The 18,424-nt window shown below is 63.6% G+C and carries 20 protein-coding genes and 1 tRNA gene; 7 read left to right on the top strand and 14 right to left on the bottom strand.

Features of this window, described 5'->3' with window-relative positions; genetic code table 11:
- Positions 1-193: 193 nt before the first annotated feature.
- The 8 genes from FRZ40_RS45940 to FRZ40_RS02435 all read right to left on the bottom strand — a co-directional run bounded on the left by FRZ40_RS45940 (position 194) and on the right by FRZ40_RS02435 (position 8,452).
- Positions 194-634, bottom strand: coding sequence for a c-type cytochrome (locus FRZ40_RS45940; RefSeq protein WP_147233176.1), 441 nt, complete (start codon positions 632-634; stop codon positions 194-196).
- On the bottom strand, positions 631-1,893 hold the full coding sequence (locus FRZ40_RS02465; RefSeq protein WP_147233175.1) for a PQQ-dependent sugar dehydrogenase: 1,263 nt from the start codon (positions 1,891-1,893) through the stop codon (positions 631-633). The genes FRZ40_RS45940 and FRZ40_RS02465 overlap by 4 nt, the downstream gene beginning before the upstream one ends.
- Positions 1,894-2,246: 353 nt before the next feature.
- On the bottom strand, positions 2,247-3,275 hold the full coding sequence (locus FRZ40_RS02460) for an asparaginase (RefSeq protein ID WP_035541362.1): 1,029 nt from the start codon (positions 3,273-3,275) through the stop codon (positions 2,247-2,249).
- A gap of 85 nt (positions 3,276-3,360) precedes the next feature.
- Entirely contained in the window at positions 3,361-4,287 is a 927-nt protein-coding gene (locus FRZ40_RS02455; RefSeq protein WP_028365159.1) for a CysB family HTH-type transcriptional regulator, read from the bottom strand.
- A 72-nt stretch (positions 4,288-4,359) separates the two neighbouring features.
- Entirely contained in the window at positions 4,360-5,418 is a 1,059-nt protein-coding gene (locus FRZ40_RS02450) for a sulfate/molybdate ABC transporter ATP-binding protein (protein WP_028365160.1), read from the bottom strand.
- Between the two features lie 15 nt (positions 5,419-5,433).
- A complete protein-coding gene (gene cysW / locus FRZ40_RS02445; protein ID WP_028365161.1) occupies positions 5,434-6,399 on the bottom strand; it encodes a sulfate ABC transporter permease subunit CysW in 966 nt (321 codons plus the stop codon).
- Entirely contained in the window at positions 6,396-7,289 is an 894-nt protein-coding gene (gene cysT / locus FRZ40_RS02440; RefSeq protein ID WP_028365162.1) for a sulfate ABC transporter permease subunit CysT, read from the bottom strand. The genes cysW and cysT overlap by 4 nt, the downstream gene beginning before the upstream one ends.
- Before the next feature lie 119 nt (positions 7,290-7,408).
- Complete coding sequence (locus tag FRZ40_RS02435; RefSeq protein ID WP_147233174.1) at positions 7,409-8,452, bottom strand: sulfate ABC transporter substrate-binding protein; 1,044 nt, start codon at positions 8,450-8,452, stop codon at positions 7,409-7,411.
- Between the two features lie 354 nt (positions 8,453-8,806).
- On the opposite strand from FRZ40_RS02435, the gene lexA reads away from it, so the two are divergent.
- The 3 genes from lexA to FRZ40_RS02415 all read left to right on the top strand — a co-directional run bounded on the left by lexA (position 8,807) and on the right by FRZ40_RS02415 (position 10,633).
- The gene (lexA, locus tag FRZ40_RS02430; protein ID WP_147233173.1) at positions 8,807-9,457 is read left to right on the top strand and encodes a transcriptional repressor LexA; all 651 of its coding nucleotides are present in this window, start codon (positions 8,807-8,809) and stop codon (positions 9,455-9,457) included.
- 27 nt (positions 9,458-9,484) lie between these two features.
- The gene (locus FRZ40_RS44295; protein ID WP_028365165.1) at positions 9,485-9,847 is read left to right on the top strand and encodes a hypothetical protein; all 363 of its coding nucleotides are present in this window, start codon (positions 9,485-9,487) and stop codon (positions 9,845-9,847) included.
- Positions 9,848-9,982: 135 nt separating this feature from the next.
- On the top strand, positions 9,983-10,633 hold the full coding sequence (locus FRZ40_RS02415; protein ID WP_147233170.1) for a DUF2939 domain-containing protein: 651 nt from the start codon (positions 9,983-9,985) through the stop codon (positions 10,631-10,633).
- Positions 10,634-10,663: 30 nt separating this feature from the next.
- Here the strand turns inward: FRZ40_RS02415 and FRZ40_RS02410 are convergent, their stop codons facing one another.
- Positions 10,664-11,128 (bottom strand): universal stress protein, encoded by a 465-nt coding sequence (locus FRZ40_RS02410; RefSeq protein WP_028365167.1) that lies wholly within the window; start codon positions 11,126-11,128, stop codon positions 10,664-10,666.
- 252 nt (positions 11,129-11,380) lie between these two features.
- Here FRZ40_RS02410 and nodI point away from each other — a divergent pair, with 252 nt between their 5' ends.
- Together nodI and FRZ40_RS02400 are read left to right on the top strand one after the other, a co-directional pair.
- Positions 11,381-12,295 carry a nodulation factor ABC transporter ATP-binding protein NodI gene (gene nodI, locus FRZ40_RS02405; protein ID WP_028365168.1) on the top strand — a complete coding sequence of 305 codons (915 nt, stop codon included), beginning with the start codon at positions 11,381-11,383 and terminating at the stop codon, positions 12,293-12,295.
- A gap of 43 nt (positions 12,296-12,338) precedes the next feature.
- Positions 12,339-13,166, top strand: a complete 828-nt coding sequence (locus FRZ40_RS02400; protein ID WP_028365169.1) for an ABC transporter permease — start codon at positions 12,339-12,341, stop codon at positions 13,164-13,166.
- 57 nt (positions 13,167-13,223) lie between these two features.
- On the opposite strand, the gene FRZ40_RS02395 is transcribed toward FRZ40_RS02400, so the two are convergent.
- The 3 genes from FRZ40_RS02395 to FRZ40_RS02385 form a co-directional block, all read right to left on the bottom strand.
- Positions 13,224-13,646: a hypothetical protein gene (locus FRZ40_RS02395; protein ID WP_028365170.1), complete on the bottom strand. Its 423-nt coding sequence runs from the start codon at positions 13,644-13,646 to the stop codon at positions 13,224-13,226.
- 227 nt (positions 13,647-13,873) lie between these two features.
- Positions 13,874-14,932: a permease gene (locus FRZ40_RS02390; protein WP_147233169.1), complete on the bottom strand. Its 1,059-nt coding sequence runs from the start codon at positions 14,930-14,932 to the stop codon at positions 13,874-13,876.
- Positions 14,933-15,236: 304 nt separating this feature from the next.
- A complete protein-coding gene (locus FRZ40_RS02385; RefSeq protein WP_147233168.1) occupies positions 15,237-16,289 on the bottom strand; it encodes an NADP(H)-dependent aldo-keto reductase in 1,053 nt (350 codons plus the stop codon).
- 151 nt (positions 16,290-16,440) lie between these two features.
- Here FRZ40_RS02385 and FRZ40_RS44000 point away from each other — a divergent pair, with 151 nt between their 5' ends.
- A complete protein-coding gene (locus tag FRZ40_RS44000; protein WP_158646989.1) occupies positions 16,441-16,617 on the top strand; it encodes a hypothetical protein in 177 nt (58 codons plus the stop codon).
- 116 nt (positions 16,618-16,733) lie between these two features.
- Positions 16,734-16,946 carry a DUF3820 family protein gene (locus FRZ40_RS02380; protein ID WP_028365174.1) on the top strand — a complete coding sequence of 71 codons (213 nt, stop codon included), beginning with the start codon at positions 16,734-16,736 and terminating at the stop codon, positions 16,944-16,946.
- 125 nt (positions 16,947-17,071) lie between these two features.
- Here the strand turns inward: FRZ40_RS02380 and FRZ40_RS02375 are convergent.
- A tRNA-His gene (locus FRZ40_RS02375) sits at positions 17,072-17,147 on the bottom strand.
- Positions 17,148-17,239: 92 nt separating this feature from the next.
- Positions 17,240-18,241: a tRNA dihydrouridine(20/20a) synthase DusA gene (gene dusA, locus FRZ40_RS02370; RefSeq protein ID WP_147233167.1), complete on the bottom strand. Its 1,002-nt coding sequence runs from the start codon at positions 18,239-18,241 to the stop codon at positions 17,240-17,242.
- Positions 18,242-18,424: the final 183 nt, after the last annotated feature.

The raw sequence follows: 18,424 nt of genomic DNA, 5'->3' as shown, positions 1-18,424 counted from the left end.
ACACAGTTTGCCACCTGGGCGGCGCAGACGGTTCACTGCCGATGGCTTCTCCACGGGTGACTGGAGTGGGTGATGCGACTGTTAACGGCGCTGGCAACGAGCGTGGATTGGCGCGTTGCCGCGTGGAGTACGGGACCCGTGGGGGGCCCGCAGGCAACGACTAGAACTGGCGGTGTGAGCGGCTTTCTTTTGCCTACTTTTCTTTGCCGCTGCAAAGAAAAGTAGGTGCTGCCCCGCACAGGGGCGACGCCTGCAGCACCGATACGAAATCGCGGATGCCAACCCAACCCGGCAATAAACCAAAAAATGGCGACTGCGTCGCAGACAAAAAACAAACCTCAACGCCCGAGGCTATGAAATAAGCCGCCAGATTAGCCATATCATCGTCAGACAAAGGCTTAGCCACAACAGACATCATGTCATTCTGCCGTGCACCTGACTTAAAATCCTTCAAAGCCTTGACGAGATAATCCTCATTCTGCCCAGCGAGATTAGGCGCCTCGGGAATCTTGGCAATGCCATCCATCCCATGACACGCCTGGCACTGCACAGCCTTTGCGCGACCCTTCGCGCTATCCGCAGCATGCGCAGCACCCCCAAACGCCAGCGCCAGAACAAAAAGAAAAAGCTTCATTTCGCGTAAGAAATCCGATAAATGGCGCCGGCATAGTCGTCAGACACCAGCAACGATCCATCCTGCAACTGCTGCACATCGACAGGCCGCCCCATGTACTCCCCATTCGGCGTGAGCCACCCTTGCGCAAACACTTCCGTCTCCCCGACACTGCCGTCATCCTTGACAGGCGTGAACATAATCCGCGCGCCGACCGGTTTCGTGCGATTCCACGAGCCATGCTCCGCGTCGAAGATGCCGCCATGGTACTTGTCAGGGAACATCTTTCCCGTATAGAACGACATGCCAAGATCCGCCGCATGCGCCGCGTATTCGACCAGCGGGAACACCACGCCCGCGGGCGGCGTGTCGTTCCTGTACTCCTCCGTGCGCACCTTGCCGCCGCCGTACCACGGGAAGCCGTAGTTTGCGCCCGCCTTCGTCGCGTGATTCAGTTCACCGGGCGGAATGTCGTCGCCCATGCCGTCCACCTGGTTGTCGGTGAACCACAGCGTCTTGTCCTTCGGATTGAAATCGAGGCCCACCGAATTGCGCACGCCATGCGCAAACACCTCACGGTTCTTGCCGTTCTGATCCATGCGAATGATGCCCGCGAGACCGTTCCGGTCGAGTTCGCCGAGCTTGTCCTTCGGCGGCACGTTCCACGGCTGGCCCAGCGCGATATACAGCTTCTTGTCGGGTCCGACGCGGCAATAACGTGCGCCGTGATTGAAGCTCTCGAACTGCGTCGGAATCAGCTTGCCTTGCGGCACGACGACGGCGGCCGCCACGTCCGGCCCGCCCTCGCCGAAGAACTGCGCGGCAGGAAAGGCCAGCACGCGATTCTGCTCGATGACATACAGCACGCCGTCCGGCGAGAAGCACACCGCGTTGGGCACTTTGAACGTGACGGAACTCGCGAACTGCACGACGTCGTCGGCGACGCGCCGCTTGGTCCGGTCGGTCACCTGCCACACGCGATCCTTGCGCGTGCCGACGAACACCACGCCCGTCGACGGCTCGATCGCCATTGCGCGGGCCTCGGGCACGACAGCGTACAGGTCGATCCTGAAGCCGGGCGGCAACTTGATCGCCTTCAGGTTCTCGCGCAGCGCGTCCGCGCGCGAGCCCGTCTGCTGCACCGTTTCCGCGGGCCTGGTATTGCCCGTCGTCTTGAAGTTCGACAGCGTCTGCACATTGTCCTGCGCGGCATGGGCTGCGGGAAATACAGCGAGCGCCGCGCTGACGGCCAGCGGCAACAGCTTCAGGGATGCGTTCATCGGACGTCTCCTGGCATTCTGATGCGGTTTATTGGACCTGCGACAACGGGAAAGACATGAACGTGACGGCTGCGGCGATCGCCTGACAGGCCGTTGCAAGGACAACGGAAACCCCGTGCGATGCCATCTGGAAGCTTGCCTGACGCGGGGAAGCACGCACGGCTCCAATCGTCTGGCTAATGACTGTTATAGACGATGTGGAGTCAAACGTAAGGACGAATGCCTGCATCGCGCGAACGGCGATGCAGGCATCCGGATGCAGAGCGGATCGGGAGCGGCGATGTATCCGACGGGAGCGGTCAGGAGCAATCACGAACGCGCCGCCCTTGCGCCGCCCTTTCGAACGGAAAGATTCAGTAGGTATCGAAGATCTGCTGCAACGCGACCGGCGCCGTATGTCCCGCCGCGAGCGCAAGCATCAGCAGCACGCGCGCCTTGTATGGATTGAGCGCACCTGCCGTGACGAAACCGAGCGCGTCGTCGGAAGCTGCGCCGTTGCGCATTACGTGCCCCGAACCCACGCGCGACGAACGCACGATCGCCACGCCCTTCGCCGCGGCTTCGGCAAGCGCCGTCTGCACCGTCGCATGGATCGAACCGTTGCCCGTACCGGCGACGACGATGCCTTTCACGCCCGCCGCCACCAACGCATCGACGGCCACGCGCGACACGCCCGCATAGCTCGCAACGATTTCAACGACAGGCCAGGCCGATGCGACCGACTCGATCGCAAACGGCGTCGCGCGCGTATGCGGCCGCACGACGCTGCGCTGAAACTCCACGCGTCCGTCCTGCACCCAGCCGAGCGCGCCGATTTCGGGCGAATGAAACGCATCGACGGCATACGTGCTCGTCTTCACGACGTCGCGTGCGCTGTGAATGCGGTTGTTGAACGCGACCAGCACGCCCTGCCCTTTAGCTTGTGCGTTGCCCGCGACGGTCGCGGCGTTGAGCAGGTTCAGCGGACCATCGGCGGAGAGCGCCGACGAAGGCCGCATCGCCGCCGTCAGCACGACAGGCTTGTCGCTCTTGACGCTCAGATGCAGCAGATAAGCCGTTTCTTCGAGCGTGTCGGTGCCGTGCGTGATGACGACGCCGTCGATCTGGTCGGAAGCGAGCAGCGTGTTGACGCGTTGCGCGAGCGTGATCCACAGCGCGAGCGCCATGTCCTTGCTGTCGACGCTCGCGACCTGCTCGGCCTGCACGTTCGCCACCGAGGCCAGCGACGGCACGGCCGCAAGCAACTGACCGACGCCGACGACGCCCGCCTGATAACCCGATGTATTGGTCGCGTCGGGCGCCGCGCCCGCGATCGTGCCGCCCGTGGCGAGCACGGCAATGCGCGGCAGCGCGCGCGATGAGGTAAGCGTGGAAGTATTCATGGCGGCGATTGTAAGCGATGCGCGCACCGCCGCCATCGATGAAAACGCGAGCCTGCAACGGCCGGCCCGCGTTACATCGGCGCAATCAGGCTGCTTCGCGCAGCTGGCTCGCGATATCCGCTTCGTGCAGTTGCGGCGCGAACATTTCGATCAGCCGATACGCATACCCTCGCAGGAACGCGCCCTTGCGCAAACCGACCCGCGTCGTACTCGCTTCGAACAGATGTTGCGTATCCAGCGCGACAAGTTCGGTGTCGCGCTTCGGATCGAACGCCATCGCCGCGACGATGCCGATGCCCATGCCGAGTTCGACATAGGTCTTGATCACGTCGGCGTCGATGGCCGTCAGCACGACGTCGGGCAGCGCGCCCGCTTTCGCGAAGGCCTGGTCGATATGCGAGCGGCCCGTGAAGTCCTGGTCGTACGTGACGATCGGATATTCGGCGATCTCTTCGAGCGACAGGTTCTCGCGGCCCACGAGAGGATGCCCCTTCGGCACGACCACGACGTGATGCCACGAGTAGCACGGGAACGTCACGATGTCGGGATAGCGGTCGAGCGCTTCCGTCGAGATGCCGATATCCGCTTCGCCATTGATGATCATCTGCGCGATCTGCTGCGGGTTGCCCTGACGCAGCGCGAGATGCACCTTCGGATAAACCTCGGTGAACTGGCGCACCACCTTCGGCAGCGCATAGCGCGCCTGCGTGTGCGTCGTCGCGACGACGAGGTGACCGTTGTCCTGATCTGCATACTGGCGCGCGACACGGCGCAGGTTCTCCGCGTCGAGCAGCATCCGCTCGATCAGCTGATGCACGGCCTTGCCCGGCTCAGTCAGGCCCGTCAAACGCTTGCCGCGTCGAATGAAAATATCGACGCCGAGTTCGTCCTCGAGATCCTTGATCTGTTTCGACACGCCCGACTGCGACGTGTACAGCACGTTCGCCACTTCCGTCAGGTTCATGTTCTGCCGCACGGCTTCGCGCACGAAGCGCAACTGCTGGAAATTCATATCGATGTCTCCGGCTCGTCCAGAGCAGGTTTGTTGTTCAATGCCCGGTTTGAAATGCCATCGGCGCGTTCATTAATGCGCGGGGAATACGCGCAGCGCGCGCGGCACGGCCGTCACGCCATCGCCGACGTTCAGCTGCAACTCGCGCCATGCTTCGCGATCCAGTTCCGCTTCCAGCACATGCCCTTCGCGACCTTCGAGTTCGACGCGCACCGAGCCGCCGAGCGGCACCACGCGCCGCACGCCGACGACGATGCCGTCGCGATGCCCCGACGCCTGCGGATACAGCACGAGATCGTGCGGACGCACGTACGCGAACGCCGGGCCCTGGAAGTTCGCTTCGATCGTGATCGGCTGCGCCGCGCCGTCGACGACGAAACCCTTGCCGTCGACACTGCCATGCAGGCGGTTCGCCGCGCCGAGAAACTCGTACACGAACGAAGTCTGCGGATGGTCGTACACGTCCTGCGGACTGCCTACCTGCTCGACGTGCCCGTGATTCAGCACGACGATGCGGTCCGCGACTTCGAGCGCTTCTTCCTGGTCGTGCGTGACGAAGATCGTCGAGATATGCAGGTCGTCATGCAGACGCCGCAGCCAGCTGCGCAACTCCTTGCGCACTTTCGCGTCGAGTGCGCCGAACGGCTCGTCGAGCAGCAGCACCTTTGGCTCGACGGCAAGCGCGCGAGCCAGCGCGATTCGCTGACGCTGGCCGCCCGACAGTTCCGACGGATAACGTTGCGCGAGCCAGTCGAGTTGCACGAGCTTGAGCAGCTCATGCACTTTCGCGCGGATCACGGCTTCGGACGGACGCTCCTTGCGCGGCTTCACGCGCAGGCCGAACGCGACGTTCTCGAACACCGTCATGTGACGGAACAGCGCGTAGTGCTGGAACACGAAGCCGACGTTACGCTCGCGCGCGCCGACTTCCGCAACGTCCTGGCCCTGCAGCACGACCTGGCCTGCATCGGCGTATTCGAGGCCCGCGATCACGCGCAGCAGCGTGGTCTTGCCACAACCGGACGGTCCAAGCAGCGCGACCAGTTCGCCCGGCGGAAAATCGAGCGAGACGTTGTCGAGCGCGGTGAAATCGCCAAAGCGTTTTTGCAGATTGCGTACGGTGATACCCATCTTTGACAACTCTCCTTACTGAACCGGATTTGCGGTTGTTGCCGGTGTTGCAGCGCGCGTGCTCACAGGCCCGGCATGCGCGGGCACATCGCGCGCGCTCGCCAGTTCCGCCGACATGTGGCGTTCGGCGAGCAGCTTCAAACCGAGCGTGACGAGCGCGAGCAACGCGAGCACCGACGCCACGGCGAAGGCCGCCGAAAAGTTATATTCGTTGTAGAGAATCTCGACGTGCAGCGGCATCGTGTCCGTCTGGCCGCGAATGTGGCCCGACACCACCGACACCGCGCCGAACTCGCCCATCGCGCGCGCGTTGCAGAGAATGACGCCATACAGCAGACCCCACTTGACGTTCGGCAGCGTGACGCGCCGGAAGATCTGCCAGCCCGACGCGCCGAGCACGTGCGCCGCTTCTTCTTCATCGTTGCCTTGCGCCTGCATCAGCGGAATCAGTTCGCGCGCGACAAACGGGAACGTGACGAAGATCGTCGCGAGCACGATGCCCGGCACCGCGAAGATGATCTGCACGTTGTGATCGGCGAGCCACGGACCGAACCAGCCTTGCGCGCCGAACATCAGCACGTAGATCAGACCGGAAATCACGGGCGACACCGAGAACGGCAGGTCGATCAGCGTCGTCAGCAAGGCCTTGCCGCGAAACTCGAACTTCGCGATACACCACGACGCCGCCAGCCCGAACACGAGATTCAGCGGCACGGCGATCGAGGCCGTCAGCAGCGTGAGCTTGATCGCCGACACGGCATCGGGATCGGCGAGCGACTCGAAGTAAAACGCAATGCCTTTGCTCAGCGCCTGATAGAACACGGCGACGAGCGGCAGCACCAGAAACAGCGCGAGGAACAGCAGCGCGATCGTCGTGAGAATCCAGCGCACGACGCGCGGTTCCGTGACGGGATCGGGACGGCGTGCGGCATTCGCGTCGGTCGGCGTAGAGCGCGGCAGCACCACTGAATCCTGGCTCATTGCGCACCTCCCGTCACGGCTGCCGTCGAGGGTGCGACGGTCGGCGCGGTGCGTCCGCGGCTCGTGCGCCGTTGCAGATACCACTGCAGCGTGTTGATCAACAGCAGCATCAGGAACGACACGACCAGCATCACGACGGCCAGCGCCGTCGCGCCCGCATAGTCGTACTGTTCGAGCTTCGTGATGATCAGGAGCGATGTGATCTCGGACTTCATCGGCACGTTGCCCGCGATGAAGATCACCGAGCCGTATTCGCCGAGCGCGCGCGCGAACGCGAGCGCAAAGCCCGTCAGCAGCGCGGGGAACACGGCGGGCAGCACGACGCGCCGGAACGTCAGCCAACGCGACGCGCCGAGGCACGCGGCCGCCTCTTCCTGCTCGCGCTCGAACTCTTCGAGCACGGGCTGCACCGTCCGCACGACGAACGGCAAGCCGATGAAGGTCAGCGCGACCAGCACACCCGCGGGCGTGAACGCGATCTTGATGCCAAGCGGCTCGAGAAACTGGCCGATCCAGCCGTTGCCCGAATAGATCGCCGCGAGCGAAATCCCCGCCACCGACGTGGGCAGCGCGAACGGCAGATCGACGACGGCATCGACGATGCGCTTGAACGGGAACCGGTAGCGCACCAGCACCCACGCGACGAGAAAACCGAACACCGCATTGATCAACGCGCCGCCGAGCGCCGCGAAGAACGTCAGCCGGTATGACGCGAGCACGCGCGGCGAACTGACGGCGCGCACGAACTGGCTCCAGTCGAGCGTCGCTGTCTTGAGGAAAGTGGCCGCGAGCGGAATCAGCACCACGAGGCTCAGATACGCCACGGTGATGCCGAGCGTCACGCCGAAGCCGGGTATCGCGCTCGGCTTGCGAAAGGTCAACGTCGTCATGCGAAAGGCTCTTTCAGGTTAATGCGTTGCAATGCCTGTGCGGCCGCGTCTGGCCGAACGCACATTGCCGAAAGCGCGCCCGGGGGCGCGCCTTGCTCAAACTTGGCCGCTCGATGTGTTCACTGCGGCTGGTAAATCGAATCGAACACGCCGCCGTCGGCAAAATGCGTCTTCTGCGCGTTCGTCCAGCCGCCGAACGAATCGTCGACCGTGTACAGCTTCAGCTTCGGAAACTTCGACGTCAGCCCGGCGGGCACCTTGTTCGAACGCGGCCGGTAGAAGTTCTTCGCCGCGATCTCCTGTCCCTCTTCGCTGTAGAGGAAGTTCAGATACGCTTCGGCAAGCTTGCGCGTACCGTGCCGGTCGACCACCTTGTCGACCACGGCGACGGGCGGCTCTGCCAGAATGCTCGCCGACGGCACGACGATCTCGAACTTGTCCGTGCCGAATTCCTTGATCGACAGGAACGCCTCGTTTTCCCATGCGATCAGCACGTCGCCGATGCCGCGCTGCACGAAGCTCGTCGTCGCGCCGCGCGCGCCGGAATCGAGCACGCCCGCGTTCCTGTACAGCTTCGACACGAATTCCTTCGCCTTCTGATCGTTGCCGCCCGGCAGATGCGCCGCGTACGCCCATGCCGCGAGGTAGTTCCAGCGCGCGCCGCCCGACGTCTTCGGATTCGGCGTCACGATCGACACGCCCGGCTTCACGAGATCGTCCCAGTCCTTGATGTGCTTCGGGTTGCCTTTGCGCACGAGGAACACGATCGTCGACGTGTACGGCGAGGCGTTGTCGGGCAGACGCTTCTGCCAGTTCTTGTCGATGAGCCCCTTGTTCGAGAGCGCGTCGATGTCGTAGGCCAGCGCGAGCGTCACGACGTCGGCCTGCAGACCGTCGAGCACGGAGCGCGCCTGCGCGCCCGAGCCGCCGTGCGACTGCTTGAAGGTGACGGCCTCACCCGTCTTCGCCTTCCACGCCTTGCCGAACGCCTGATTGACGTCCTGATAGAGCTCGCGAGTCGGATCGTAGGAGACGTTCAGCAGCGTCGTGTCGGCATGCGCCTGCGCGATCATCCCGAACACCGACGCCGCGCCCAGCGCGAGCGCCGCGACCAGCCGCCTGGCTTTCCCTGCTCCTGCAAACCCCGTATTCCAAATACCCATCGACCTTCTCCGTCTTGTTGGATTGACTGCCCGCTTCCGCCTGTTTCCGCTGACTGCCGCGATTCGCCGTTTCTGAAGCGGGAAGCGGTTCTCGCGCTGCGCGTGTGTTGTTGTTGCATCAGTGGAGGCCAGTCTATCCAACGGCTTACATCATTAAAAATAATGTTTCTTCATTTTTTAATACGCAATAGTGGTAAAGGACGGCCCGGCGTTCGCGGAAGCGTCCGCGAGAACGTTGCGGCGCCGGCCTTCGACGCTCGCGCGACACCCGCAGCGACGAACTTAAAGTAAAGCTTGAAATGCGCCGGATACTGTATAAAAATACAGTCACCTGTCTATCCATACAGTGGCGCCATGACCAAACTCACCGCACGTCAGCAGCAGGTTTTCGATCTGATCCGCCGCGCCATCGAGCGCACGGGCTTCCCGCCCACGCGGGCCGAGATCGCGGCCGAACTCGGTTTCAGCTCGGCCAACTCGGCAGAAGAACATCTGCGGGCCCTCGCGCGCAAAGGCGTGATCGAGCTGGCGGCTGGCGCGTCGCGCGGCATCCGGCTAATCACGAGTCAGGACGACTCGCCGCACCAGTTCACGCTGCCGCACGCGAGCATCATGCAGTTGTCGCTGCCGCTCGTCGGACGGGTGGCTGCGGGCAGTCCGATCCTCGCGCAGGAACACATCTCGCAGACCTACACATGCGACCCGTCGCTGTTCTCGAGCAAGCCCGACTACCTGCTGAAGGTGCGAGGCCTGTCGATGCGTGACGCGGGAATCTTCGACGGCGACCTGCTCGCGGTGCAGAAAAAGAGCGAAGCGAAAGACGGCCAGATCATCGTCGCGCGTCTGGGTGACGACGTGACCGTGAAGCGTCTGAAGCGCCGGCCGAACGGCATCGAGCTGATCGCCGAGAACCCCGATTACGAAAATATTTTTGTTCAGGCCGGCAGCGCGGAATTCGCGCTGGAAGGCATCGCGGTCGGGCTGATCCGGCCGTCGGAATTCTAATTAGCTGAACACTGTCTGGAGAGACTCATGGAACGCTTTGCCCGCTTGCTGCCCTTTCGCCAGTTCGGTCGTTTGCGCCATCTGCGCAATCTCGTCCCTTGCAGTTCGTCCGGTTCGTCTGGTTCGTTGACGGCGCTTGCGTCGAGCGTCGCGCAACGTACGGCATCGCTGTTCGACGACGAGCCGCAACCGTTGCCGTCCGCGCAGCCGGCGTTCGCACGCGTGTCGCTGAACTCGGCGCTCAATGCGGAACCGGCGCGCCGCGCGCCCGTGCGTGTCTATCACGGTCCGTCGCGCCTCATCATGGTCGGCACCGTCGACGCCGTGTGCAACATGATCGATCGCGCAATCGCCGAGCAAGGCGACCAGCTGGCAAAGCAGGCGGCGTAAGCGGCTATCCGTCGTGCGTAGGCAAGCGCGCAATCCGGGCGCGCTCCGTAACGCCTGCTTGCAATCTTCGCGGGATCGTTTCAACGCCGATCGGGTCCACATCAGATCGAAACTGAAAACGGAGTGTCCCGCACAATGGCAGGTCTGGTTCGCATGAAAGGTAGGGTTGCCCGGCCGCTTCTGATAGCACTCGTTGCGATCATCGTTGTCGCTGCGCTCGGTTATGCGTACGCGTCGCCGTATCTCGCACTCGACCGGCTCAAACGCGCCGCCGATTCGCGCGACGTCGAAACGGTCAACGAATACGTCGACTATCCGGCGCTGCGCGAGAGTCTCAAGCTACAGGTCACGGGTCTGCTGACGCGTCGTCTCGACGTGCAGCACAACGGCAATCCGCTTGCCGCGATCGGCGCGATGATCGGTGTCGCGTTGATTGGTCCGCTCGTCGATGCGTATGCGACACCCGATGGCGTCGCCGCATTGCTCAACGGCATGCCGCCGCGCGGCGAACCGGGCGAGCGTCCGCCCCCGCCTCCCGACGCACAAGCCGGCAACGCGACGGGCAGCGAGCCCGCTGGGAATTCATCGCAAACGCCTGCGGCCGGTTCAGGCGAGGCCAACGGCAAGACACCGCCGCAGCCGCCGCAAACGACGGCAGGCTACCGCGGCATCAACGAGTTCGTCGTGAACTATCAGCACGGTGTCGGCGACACGCGCTATTCGGCGATCTTCCGTCGTCAGAATCTGTTTACGTGGAAGCTGTCAGCCGTCGACCTCAACGGCTGACGCAAGCAGCAACGTATAAAGGCGGCCGCATCAGGCGGCCGCCTGTTCCTCTTCAGCCGCCGACGAACACGCGACCAGAATGCTGCACGACACGCGATCCAGCAGCGGCGTGTTGCCCGCGCCCATCCACCAGCGCGACAGTCCCGTGCGGCAGCGATGCCCGACCACGACGAGATCGACATGCAGTTCGCTGGCGAGCGAAGCAATCTCGTCGATGGGGTGACCAAACGCGAAGTGCCCCGTCGCTTTCACGCCGCGCTCGGTGAGCCAGTCGACGCCTTCCTGCAGAATCTCGCGCGCGGTCTTTTCGAAGCTGCCGCAGGCCACGTCCGTCAGCAGGCCCGCGCTTTGCGCAATGCTCGAGCGCATGTCGACCACCGACAGCAAATGCGTTTCCGCGCCCAGATCCATCGCCAGATTCGCGCCGACGCGCAATGCCTTGCGGCCTTCACGCGAGCCGTCGTAGCACAGCAGAATCTTGTTGTAGCTCGCCATTTCGATTTCCCTCCCCCGCGACCATCGCGGTCTCGTTTGAATCATGGTGCGCCGCAATTCCACATGCAAGGGATGGAAAACGCTAAGTGCGGCGGGCCGCGCAGTCAGGCATGACGCGCTGCAAAATCGTGCACGGAATCCGCCAGGAAAGCGCATGCACGCGCCAAACGCGCGCCAGCCGATGCCCTAGAATAGGCAGCCGTCGCACGTATTGCATTCATCGCGCACACATTCAGGAAGCCTCCGTCTCGTATGTCTGAAGCCGCAATCGAATTTCATCAGGTTGAAAAGCGCTACGGCGAGAAGACCGTCGTCGATGGCCTGTCGTTTCATGTCCGCCCGGGCGAATGTTTTGGACTGCTCGGCCCCAACGGCGCGGGCAAAACGACCACGCTGCGCATGCTGCTCGGTATCGCCGCGCCCGATGCAGGCCGCATCCGACTGTGCGGCGAACCGATTCCGGGGCGCTCTCGTTTCGCACGGGCGCGTGTCGGCGTGGTGCCTCAGTTCGACAATCTCGATCCCGACTTCACGGTCCGCGAAAACCTGCTCGTGTTCGGCCGCTACTTCGGCCTGTCCGCCGCGCAGTGCCGCGCGATGGTGCCGTCGCTGCTCGAATTCGCGCGGCTCGAGAGCAAGGCGGATGCGCGCGTCGGCGAACTGTCGGGCGGCATGAAGCGGCGTCTCACGCTCGCTCGCGCGCTCATCAACGACCCCGACGTGCTGATCATGGACGAGCCGACCACGGGCCTCGATCCGCAGGCGCGACATCTGATCTGGGAACGGCTGCGCTCGCTGCTCGCGCGCGGCAAGACGATCCTGCTGACCACGCACTTCATGGAAGAAGCGGAGCGTCTGTGTCACCGGCTCTGCGTGATCGAAGAAGGACGCAAGATCGCGGAAGGCGCGCCGAATGAGCTGATCGCTTCGGAGATTGGCTGCGACGTGATCGAAGTGTTTGGCCCGGACCCCGCCACGCTGCGCGACGAACTGGCGCCCCTCTCCGTGCGCACCGAGATCAGCGGCGAGACGCTCTTCTGTTATGTCGACGATCCGCAACCCGTTCACGCGCTGCTCAAGCAACGCGCGGGGCTGCGTTATCTGCACCGGCCAGCGAATCTCGAAGACGTTTTTCTGCGCCTCACGGGCCGCGAGATGCAGGACTGAAGCAGCGCACGCACGGTTCCGAACTCATTTCCGATTACGCCAAATGGACGCACGCACCTACGATTCCCCCGAGCACCCCGCGTCGATGCGTGAGCGCTTCGCCGCGCTGCCCGCGAACGCCGTCAACTGGATGGCCGTCTGGCGGCGCAACTATCTGGTGTGGCGCAAGCTCGCGCTCGCGTCGATGTTCGGCAATCTCGCCGATCCGATGATCTATCTGTTCGGGCTCGGCTTCGGGCTCGGGCTGATGGTCGGGCATGTCGACGGCGTGTCGTACATTTCGTTTCTCGCGGCGGGCACCGTGGCCTCGAGCGTGATGATGTCGGCAAGCTTCGAATCGATGTATTCCGGCTTCTCGCGGATGCACGTGCAGCGCACGTGGGAGGCAATCATGCATACGCCGCTCACGCTCGGCGACATCGTGCTCGGTGAAGTCGTGTGGGCGGGCAGCAAGGCCGTGCTGTCGGGCGTCGCGATCATGCTGGTGGCGGGCGCGCTCGGTTATGCGAGCTTTCCGTCGATGCTGATCGCGCTGCCCGTCATCGTGCTGGCGGGACTCGCGTTCGCGAGCACCGCGATGATCGTGACGGCGCTCGCGCCGTCGTACGATTTCTTCATGTTCTACCAGACGCTGGTGCTCACGCCGATGCTGCTGCTCTCGGGCGTGTTCTTCCCGCTGTCGCAACTGCCGCCCGCCGCGCAGGTCGCGGCGCAGTTGCTGCCGCTCGCGCACGCCGTGGACCTGATCCGCCCTGCGATGCTCGACCGCCCGATCGACGACGCCGCGTTACATGTGGCCGTGCTGGCCGCGTATGTGGTGGTGCCGTTCTGCGTGTCGGCGGTGCTGTTTCGCCGGCGCATGATGCGCTAAGGGCGCCACGGCGCAGTCTGCGATGCGCGGCGGCGCCCCCGGGCGGATTGAATCGGATCACTCTTCGTCGTCGGACCAGGGCACGTCGACGTCCGAAATGAATTCGACCGTCGCGAACGGGCCGCCCTCCTGACGCCCGATCTTGCCGTCCGCGCGATGCCATTCCACGCGGAACATCGTGCCGGGGTCGTCCGAGCGCAGGCGCACCGTGCGCAACTCTTCGGGATCGGCTTCCTCGACGGGACCGTCGAGCGAAATCAGCAGCGCCTGCGGCCACAAGCCTTCGACGGGATCATAAATGCGGTCGCCGTCGGGAATCGACGTGTGCGCCTCGACGCCGATGGTCGCCGATGCATCGACGATCATCTTGCCCAATGCGCGCAGCACGGCCGTCGCGCGTGCCGAGTTGGCCTGACGAATGGCGAGATCCCCGCGCGTCAGCGCCTGCTCGAGTTTCGGATTGGTCTTTTGCTGGGCCATGCGATGTCCTGATTTAACGGGTTGGCGCCAAAGCGCCGTTTGTGCAGTTGAATGCCTCGTGGGGGCGTTATCGTAGCATTCGTCACACGCCGGCCGCGCCTTGCAGTGCAACAGGCATCGACCCGGTTCATCCCGGCCGCGCGCGATCGTCCGCTTGCCTCCCCAGTTTAGGACGAGTTTCGGAACAGCGGCGCCGCGTTTTATGCCGGACGCTTGCTCAAAGCCACTCAGAACCCGAGCGCGATGGCGAGCAGCCCCGCCAGCACGCCGAATGCAACCACGGCGACGGCCACGATGGTGAGCACGCGCGGGCGGAACGAGCGTGCGAGCATCGCCAGCGACGGCACGCTGATGGGCGGCAGCGTCATCAGCAGCGCGCCCGCGGGACCGACGCCCATGCCGAGCGACAGCATCGCCTGAATGATGGGCACCTCGCCCGCCGTCGGGATCACGAACAGCATGCCGGCGACGGCCAGCGCGACGATCCATACGATGTCGTTGCCGATTTCCGGTCCGACGTGCGGAAACAGCCACGCGCGTGCCGCGCCGAGCAGCAGGATCAGCACGATGTATTCCGGTACGAGGCGCACCGCCATCCGTACGAAGATCGACAGCCAGCGGGCGAAAGGATTCCCCGCGCGTTGCCCGTCGACGAGTTCGACGAGGCGCGCGTCGGCTGCCTGCGCTTCCGTGGGCGTCACGAGGCGGTTCACCAGATAGCCCAGGCCGAACACCATCGCCACCCCGAGCACGAGCCGCAGCCCGGCCCATTGCCAGCCGAGTACGAAGCCCATGAACACGAGCGTGGCCGGATTGAGCACCGAATTGCCGAGCCAGAACGCGATCGCGCCGCCCGGCGAAGCTTGCCGCTCACGCAATCCGGCGACGACGGGCGCCGCGCAGCAGGTGCACATCATGCCCGGCAGCGCGAGCAGGCCGCCCGCGGCGACGCTGCCGAAGCCCGTCTTGCCGAGCAGTCGCGCGACCCAGTGCGCGGGCAGAAGCGCCTGCACGGCCGAGCCGAGCAGCAGGCCGAGCACCATCGCCTGCCAGATCGCCTTGCCGTAAGCCAGCGCATAACTGAGGGCCGCGTTCCACGACGGCGTGGGCGGGCTCGCCGCCGTGCCCATCAGGATCGACGCGCCGATCGAATGCGTCGACGCGGCCGTGAACGCGCGGTGGTAGTACGGAAACCATTTGACGTAGAAAAGCCCCACGATCGCGAGCAGCACGAAAATCGGCCAGGTCGAGGCGGCGGGCGAGGAAGCGGGACGCGTGGTGTTCATCGGCGTGAGTGGTGATTCGGGTCGTTCTGTTGTGGGGTGCGGCCGCCGCACGCGAGGACGTGCGCGGATTGTGCGCGGATTGCGCGCGGATAGTGCGCACTGTACACGGATAGACGCGAAATCGTAAAAATGGGGACGCGCACCCGCTGGCTTCTGAGGCGAGCGCGCCATCGTACGCGAGTCGCCGTGGCGGGGTCACGCTCACGCGTCGTGCGCAAGCGTTCTGCTGGCGTCAGCGCACCGCGATGGCATTGTCGCGGCGCACCGAGCTTCTGCCGGTCATGTCGAGACGGGCAGTCTGCGCTCAGGGCGCAGGATTCGGCTGCAGTTCGTGCAGCGCGTCGATCTCGGCGAGCGCTTCCGGCGAGAGCTTCACGTCGACGCTCGCGATGTTCTCCTTGAGCTGATCAAGCGAGGTCGCACCGATCAGGTTGCTCGTCAGAAACGGCCGGCTGTTGACGAACGCGAGCGCGAATTGCGCGGGCGACAGGCCGTGACGCTTCGCGAGGTCGACGTAGCGCGTCGTCGCCTGCACGGCTTGCGGCTTGCTGTAGCGCTGGAAGCGTTCGAACAGCGTGATGCGCGCGCCCGCGGGACGCGCACCGCCCTCGTACTTGCCCGACAGCCAGCCGAACGCGAGCGGCGAATAGGCGAGCAGACCGACATGCTCGCGGTGCGAGAATTCGGACAGCCCCGCTTCGAACGTGCGGTTCAACAGGCTATACGGATTCTGGATCGACACGATGCGCGGCAAGCCGAGCTTCTCCGACGCGCGCAGGAATTGCGCAACGCCCCACGGCGTTTCGTTCGACACGCCGATATGACGCACCTTCCCTTCCTTCACGAAGTCGGCGAGCACGGCGAGCGTCTCTTCGATAGGCACCGTGTACGCGTCGTCGATCCACGGATGCGCGGGGCGGCCGAACGTCATCGTGCTGCGATCGGGCCAGTGCAGCTGGTACAGATCGACGTAATCGGTTTGCAGACGCTTCAGGCTGTCGCTCAGCGCCTGGCTGAGATTCTTGCGGTCGTACTGGTTGCCTTCGCCGCGGATATGGCGCGGGTTGTGCGGCTGACGCGCGGGGCCGGCAATCTTGGTCGCGAGGACGATCTTGTCGCGCATCGAGCGATGCTGCGCGATCCATGTGCCGATATAACGCTCCGTCGAGCCCTGCGTTTCCGGACGCGGGGGCACCGGGTACATCTCGGCCGCATCGATCAGCGTGATGCCCTGGGCGAGCGCGTAATCGATCTGCTCGTGCGCCTCGCGCTCCGTGTTCTGCTCGCCCCACGTCATCGTGCCGAGACCGATCAGGCTGACCTGTATGTCCGTATCGCCGAGCTTGCGGTATTCCATCGATTCTTTCCTGTTCGTGTTTTTACGGTTGATCCATCGGTAAACGGCGAAATTACCACGTCCTCCCGGATCGCGTGCGTGGATAGAATGTCGTCTGGTCGCGAGCGCACGCAGCCCGTTTCGATGCGCTTACAACCTTCTTCGGAGCGTCATGTCGATGTCAGATACGCCGTCCAGGTCCGCCGTTCAGAAGAACCGACGGCAGTCGCCGATCGTGACGCTCGCGGGCGCGGCGTATTTCATGGAGAACCTCGACGGCGAATACGTCATCTGCGGTAACGCAGTCGCGATGATCGTGCGAGGTTATCGTGCACACTCACGCAGATGACGATGGGCATGGGGTCGCACCCGGCGCTGCATGGGCACGATGCGCAACGGGCTTGATTGCGTATGACTGCGCCTAAACGTGGTTCCTGATTCTGGATTTGTGGATTGCGCCTGACGATGAATGTCGAACAGTTTGAATTACTCGTGACACGCACGATGCCGTACGGCAAATACAAGGGGCGCGTGATCGCCGATCTGCCGGGACATTATCTGAACTGGTTTGCGCGCGAAGGATTTCCGCCCGGTGAGATCGGCCGGCTGCTGGCGCTGATGCACGAGATCGATCACAACGGCCTGAAGGGATTGCTGGAGCCGTTGCGCAAGCGGTGACGGATGTCTGCAATGCGAAGCGGGCTTTCGATCTTTTCGAACCCGCGTCGACTCGCTTCATGCTTCATCGAGGCACAAAACAAAAACGGCATTGCGATTGCTCACAATGCCGTTTCTGAATTCTTTGGGGTGGCTGATGGGACTCGAACCCACGACGACAGGAATCACAATCCTGGACTCTACCAACTGAGCTACAGCCACCACTGCACTACACCTTCGCTGCTTGCCACCGAGCGGTGCTCAGCAACGAAGAAGCGAGATTATACAAACACGAATCGTATTTGCAAAGCCCTTTATTCAAAGATTTCGCTGGGCTCGCGCAAATGCTGTCGCGCTTCATCGAAAATCGCGAGATCGCGCGCTGCCAGCTTCTTGTTATCCGACAGCACGCGCCGCCATCCGCGCGCACCCGCGACGCCGCGATACAACCCCAGCGCATGGCGCACGATCGCCCCCAGGTACGTGCCGCGCGCGAGTTCGGCGCGGCAATACTCGATCAGCTGCGCTTCCGCTTCTTCGCGCGTCGGCGCGGCATCCGTCGAACCGTAGAAACGCGCGTCGACATCGGCGAGCACATATGGGTTGTGATACGCCTCACGCCCCAGCATCACGCCGTCGACGTGCTGCAAATGGCCTTCGACTTCGTCGAGCGTCTTGATGCCGCCGTTGATGATGATCTCGAGCTGCGGGAAGTCGCGCTTCAAGCGGTACGCGTAGTCGTACTTGAGCGGCGGGATTTCGCGGTTCTCTTTCGGGCTCAGGCCTTTGAGGATCGCATTGCGGGCATGCACGATGAAGACTTCGCAGCCGGCCTCGGCGATCGTGCCGACGAAGTCGCGCACGAATGCGTAGTCCTCGACGTCATCAACGCCGATCCGGTGTTTGACCGTCACGGGCACCGACACCGCATCGCGCATCGCCTTCACGCAATCGGCGACGAGTTCCGGCTCTTTCATCAGGCACGCGCCGAATGCACCGCGCTGCACGCGCTCCGACGGGCAGCCGCAATTCAGGTTGATCTCGTCGTAACCCCACTGCTCGCCGAGTTTCGCCGAACGCGCCAGATCTTCCCGCTCGCTGCCGCCGAGTTGCAGCGCGACGGGCGCTTCGTCAGCCGTAAATGCGAGATGACGCGCGACGTCGCCATGAATCAGCGCGCCCGTCGTCACCATCTCCGTATACAGCCAGGTATGCCGGGACAGCGTGCGGTGAAACGAGCGGCAGTGGCGGTCGGTCCAGTCCATCATGGGCGCAACGGATACGCGACGGGGACTGACAGTAGGCTTCGAAGACATGAGACGGCGAACCAGAAAGAAGAAACAGCAGAAGAAGAATAAACAGCGAACAACGAACCCATAATTTTACCGCAAGCCCGCCGCGGCTCCCTCGTTCCGCGCCGCAACACCCCGGAAGCCCATGATTTCCCTGAGGTTTTTCCGGTCGTCACGCCCCGCTTATCAGGGTACATACACGCGAAA

Source organism: Paraburkholderia azotifigens (genome assembly GCF_007995085.1).
In the GTDB taxonomy this organism is placed as follows: Bacteria; Pseudomonadota; Gammaproteobacteria; order Burkholderiales; family Burkholderiaceae; genus Paraburkholderia; species Paraburkholderia azotifigens.
This window is presented reverse-complemented; position numbering and strand designations above follow the sequence as displayed.

Coding starts and splice junctions, on each gene's coding strand:
- FRZ40_RS45940 (WP_147233176.1), bottom strand. CDS start 634: ATGAAGCTTTTTCTTTTTGTTCTGGCGCTGGCGTTTGGGGGTGCTGCG.
- FRZ40_RS02465 (WP_147233175.1), bottom strand. CDS start 1,893: ATGAACGCATCCCTGAAGCTGTTGCCGCTGGCCGTCAGCGCGGCGCTC.
- FRZ40_RS02460 (WP_035541362.1), bottom strand. CDS start 3,275: ATGAATACTTCCACGCTTACCTCATCGCGCGCGCTGCCGCGCATTGCC.
- FRZ40_RS02455 (WP_028365159.1), bottom strand. CDS start 4,287: ATGAATTTCCAGCAGTTGCGCTTCGTGCGCGAAGCCGTGCGGCAGAAC.
- FRZ40_RS02450 (WP_028365160.1), bottom strand. CDS start 5,418: ATGGGTATCACCGTACGCAATCTGCAAAAACGCTTTGGCGATTTCACC.
- cysW (WP_028365161.1), bottom strand. CDS start 6,399: ATGAGCCAGGATTCAGTGGTGCTGCCGCGCTCTACGCCGACCGACGCG.
- cysT (WP_028365162.1), bottom strand. CDS start 7,289: ATGACGACGTTGACCTTTCGCAAGCCGAGCGCGATACCCGGCTTCGGC.
- FRZ40_RS02435 (WP_147233174.1), bottom strand. CDS start 8,452: ATGGGTATTTGGAATACGGGGTTTGCAGGAGCAGGGAAAGCCAGGCGG.
- lexA (WP_147233173.1), top strand. CDS start 8,807: ATGACCAAACTCACCGCACGTCAGCAGCAGGTTTTCGATCTGATCCGC.
- FRZ40_RS44295 (WP_028365165.1), top strand. CDS start 9,485: ATGGAACGCTTTGCCCGCTTGCTGCCCTTTCGCCAGTTCGGTCGTTTG.
- FRZ40_RS02415 (WP_147233170.1), top strand. CDS start 9,983: ATGGCAGGTCTGGTTCGCATGAAAGGTAGGGTTGCCCGGCCGCTTCTG.
- FRZ40_RS02410 (WP_028365167.1), bottom strand. CDS start 11,128: ATGGCGAGCTACAACAAGATTCTGCTGTGCTACGACGGCTCGCGTGAA.
- nodI (WP_028365168.1), top strand. CDS start 11,381: ATGTCTGAAGCCGCAATCGAATTTCATCAGGTTGAAAAGCGCTACGGC.
- FRZ40_RS02400 (WP_028365169.1), top strand. CDS start 12,339: ATGGACGCACGCACCTACGATTCCCCCGAGCACCCCGCGTCGATGCGT.
- FRZ40_RS02395 (WP_028365170.1), bottom strand. CDS start 13,646: ATGGCCCAGCAAAAGACCAATCCGAAACTCGAGCAGGCGCTGACGCGC.
- FRZ40_RS02390 (WP_147233169.1), bottom strand. CDS start 14,932: ATGAACACCACGCGTCCCGCTTCCTCGCCCGCCGCCTCGACCTGGCCG.
- FRZ40_RS02385 (WP_147233168.1), bottom strand. CDS start 16,289: ATGGAATACCGCAAGCTCGGCGATACGGACATACAGGTCAGCCTGATC.
- FRZ40_RS44000 (WP_158646989.1), top strand. CDS start 16,441: ATGTCGATGTCAGATACGCCGTCCAGGTCCGCCGTTCAGAAGAACCGA.
- FRZ40_RS02380 (WP_028365174.1), top strand. CDS start 16,734: ATGAATGTCGAACAGTTTGAATTACTCGTGACACGCACGATGCCGTAC.
- dusA (WP_147233167.1), bottom strand. CDS start 18,241: ATGTCTTCGAAGCCTACTGTCAGTCCCCGTCGCGTATCCGTTGCGCCC.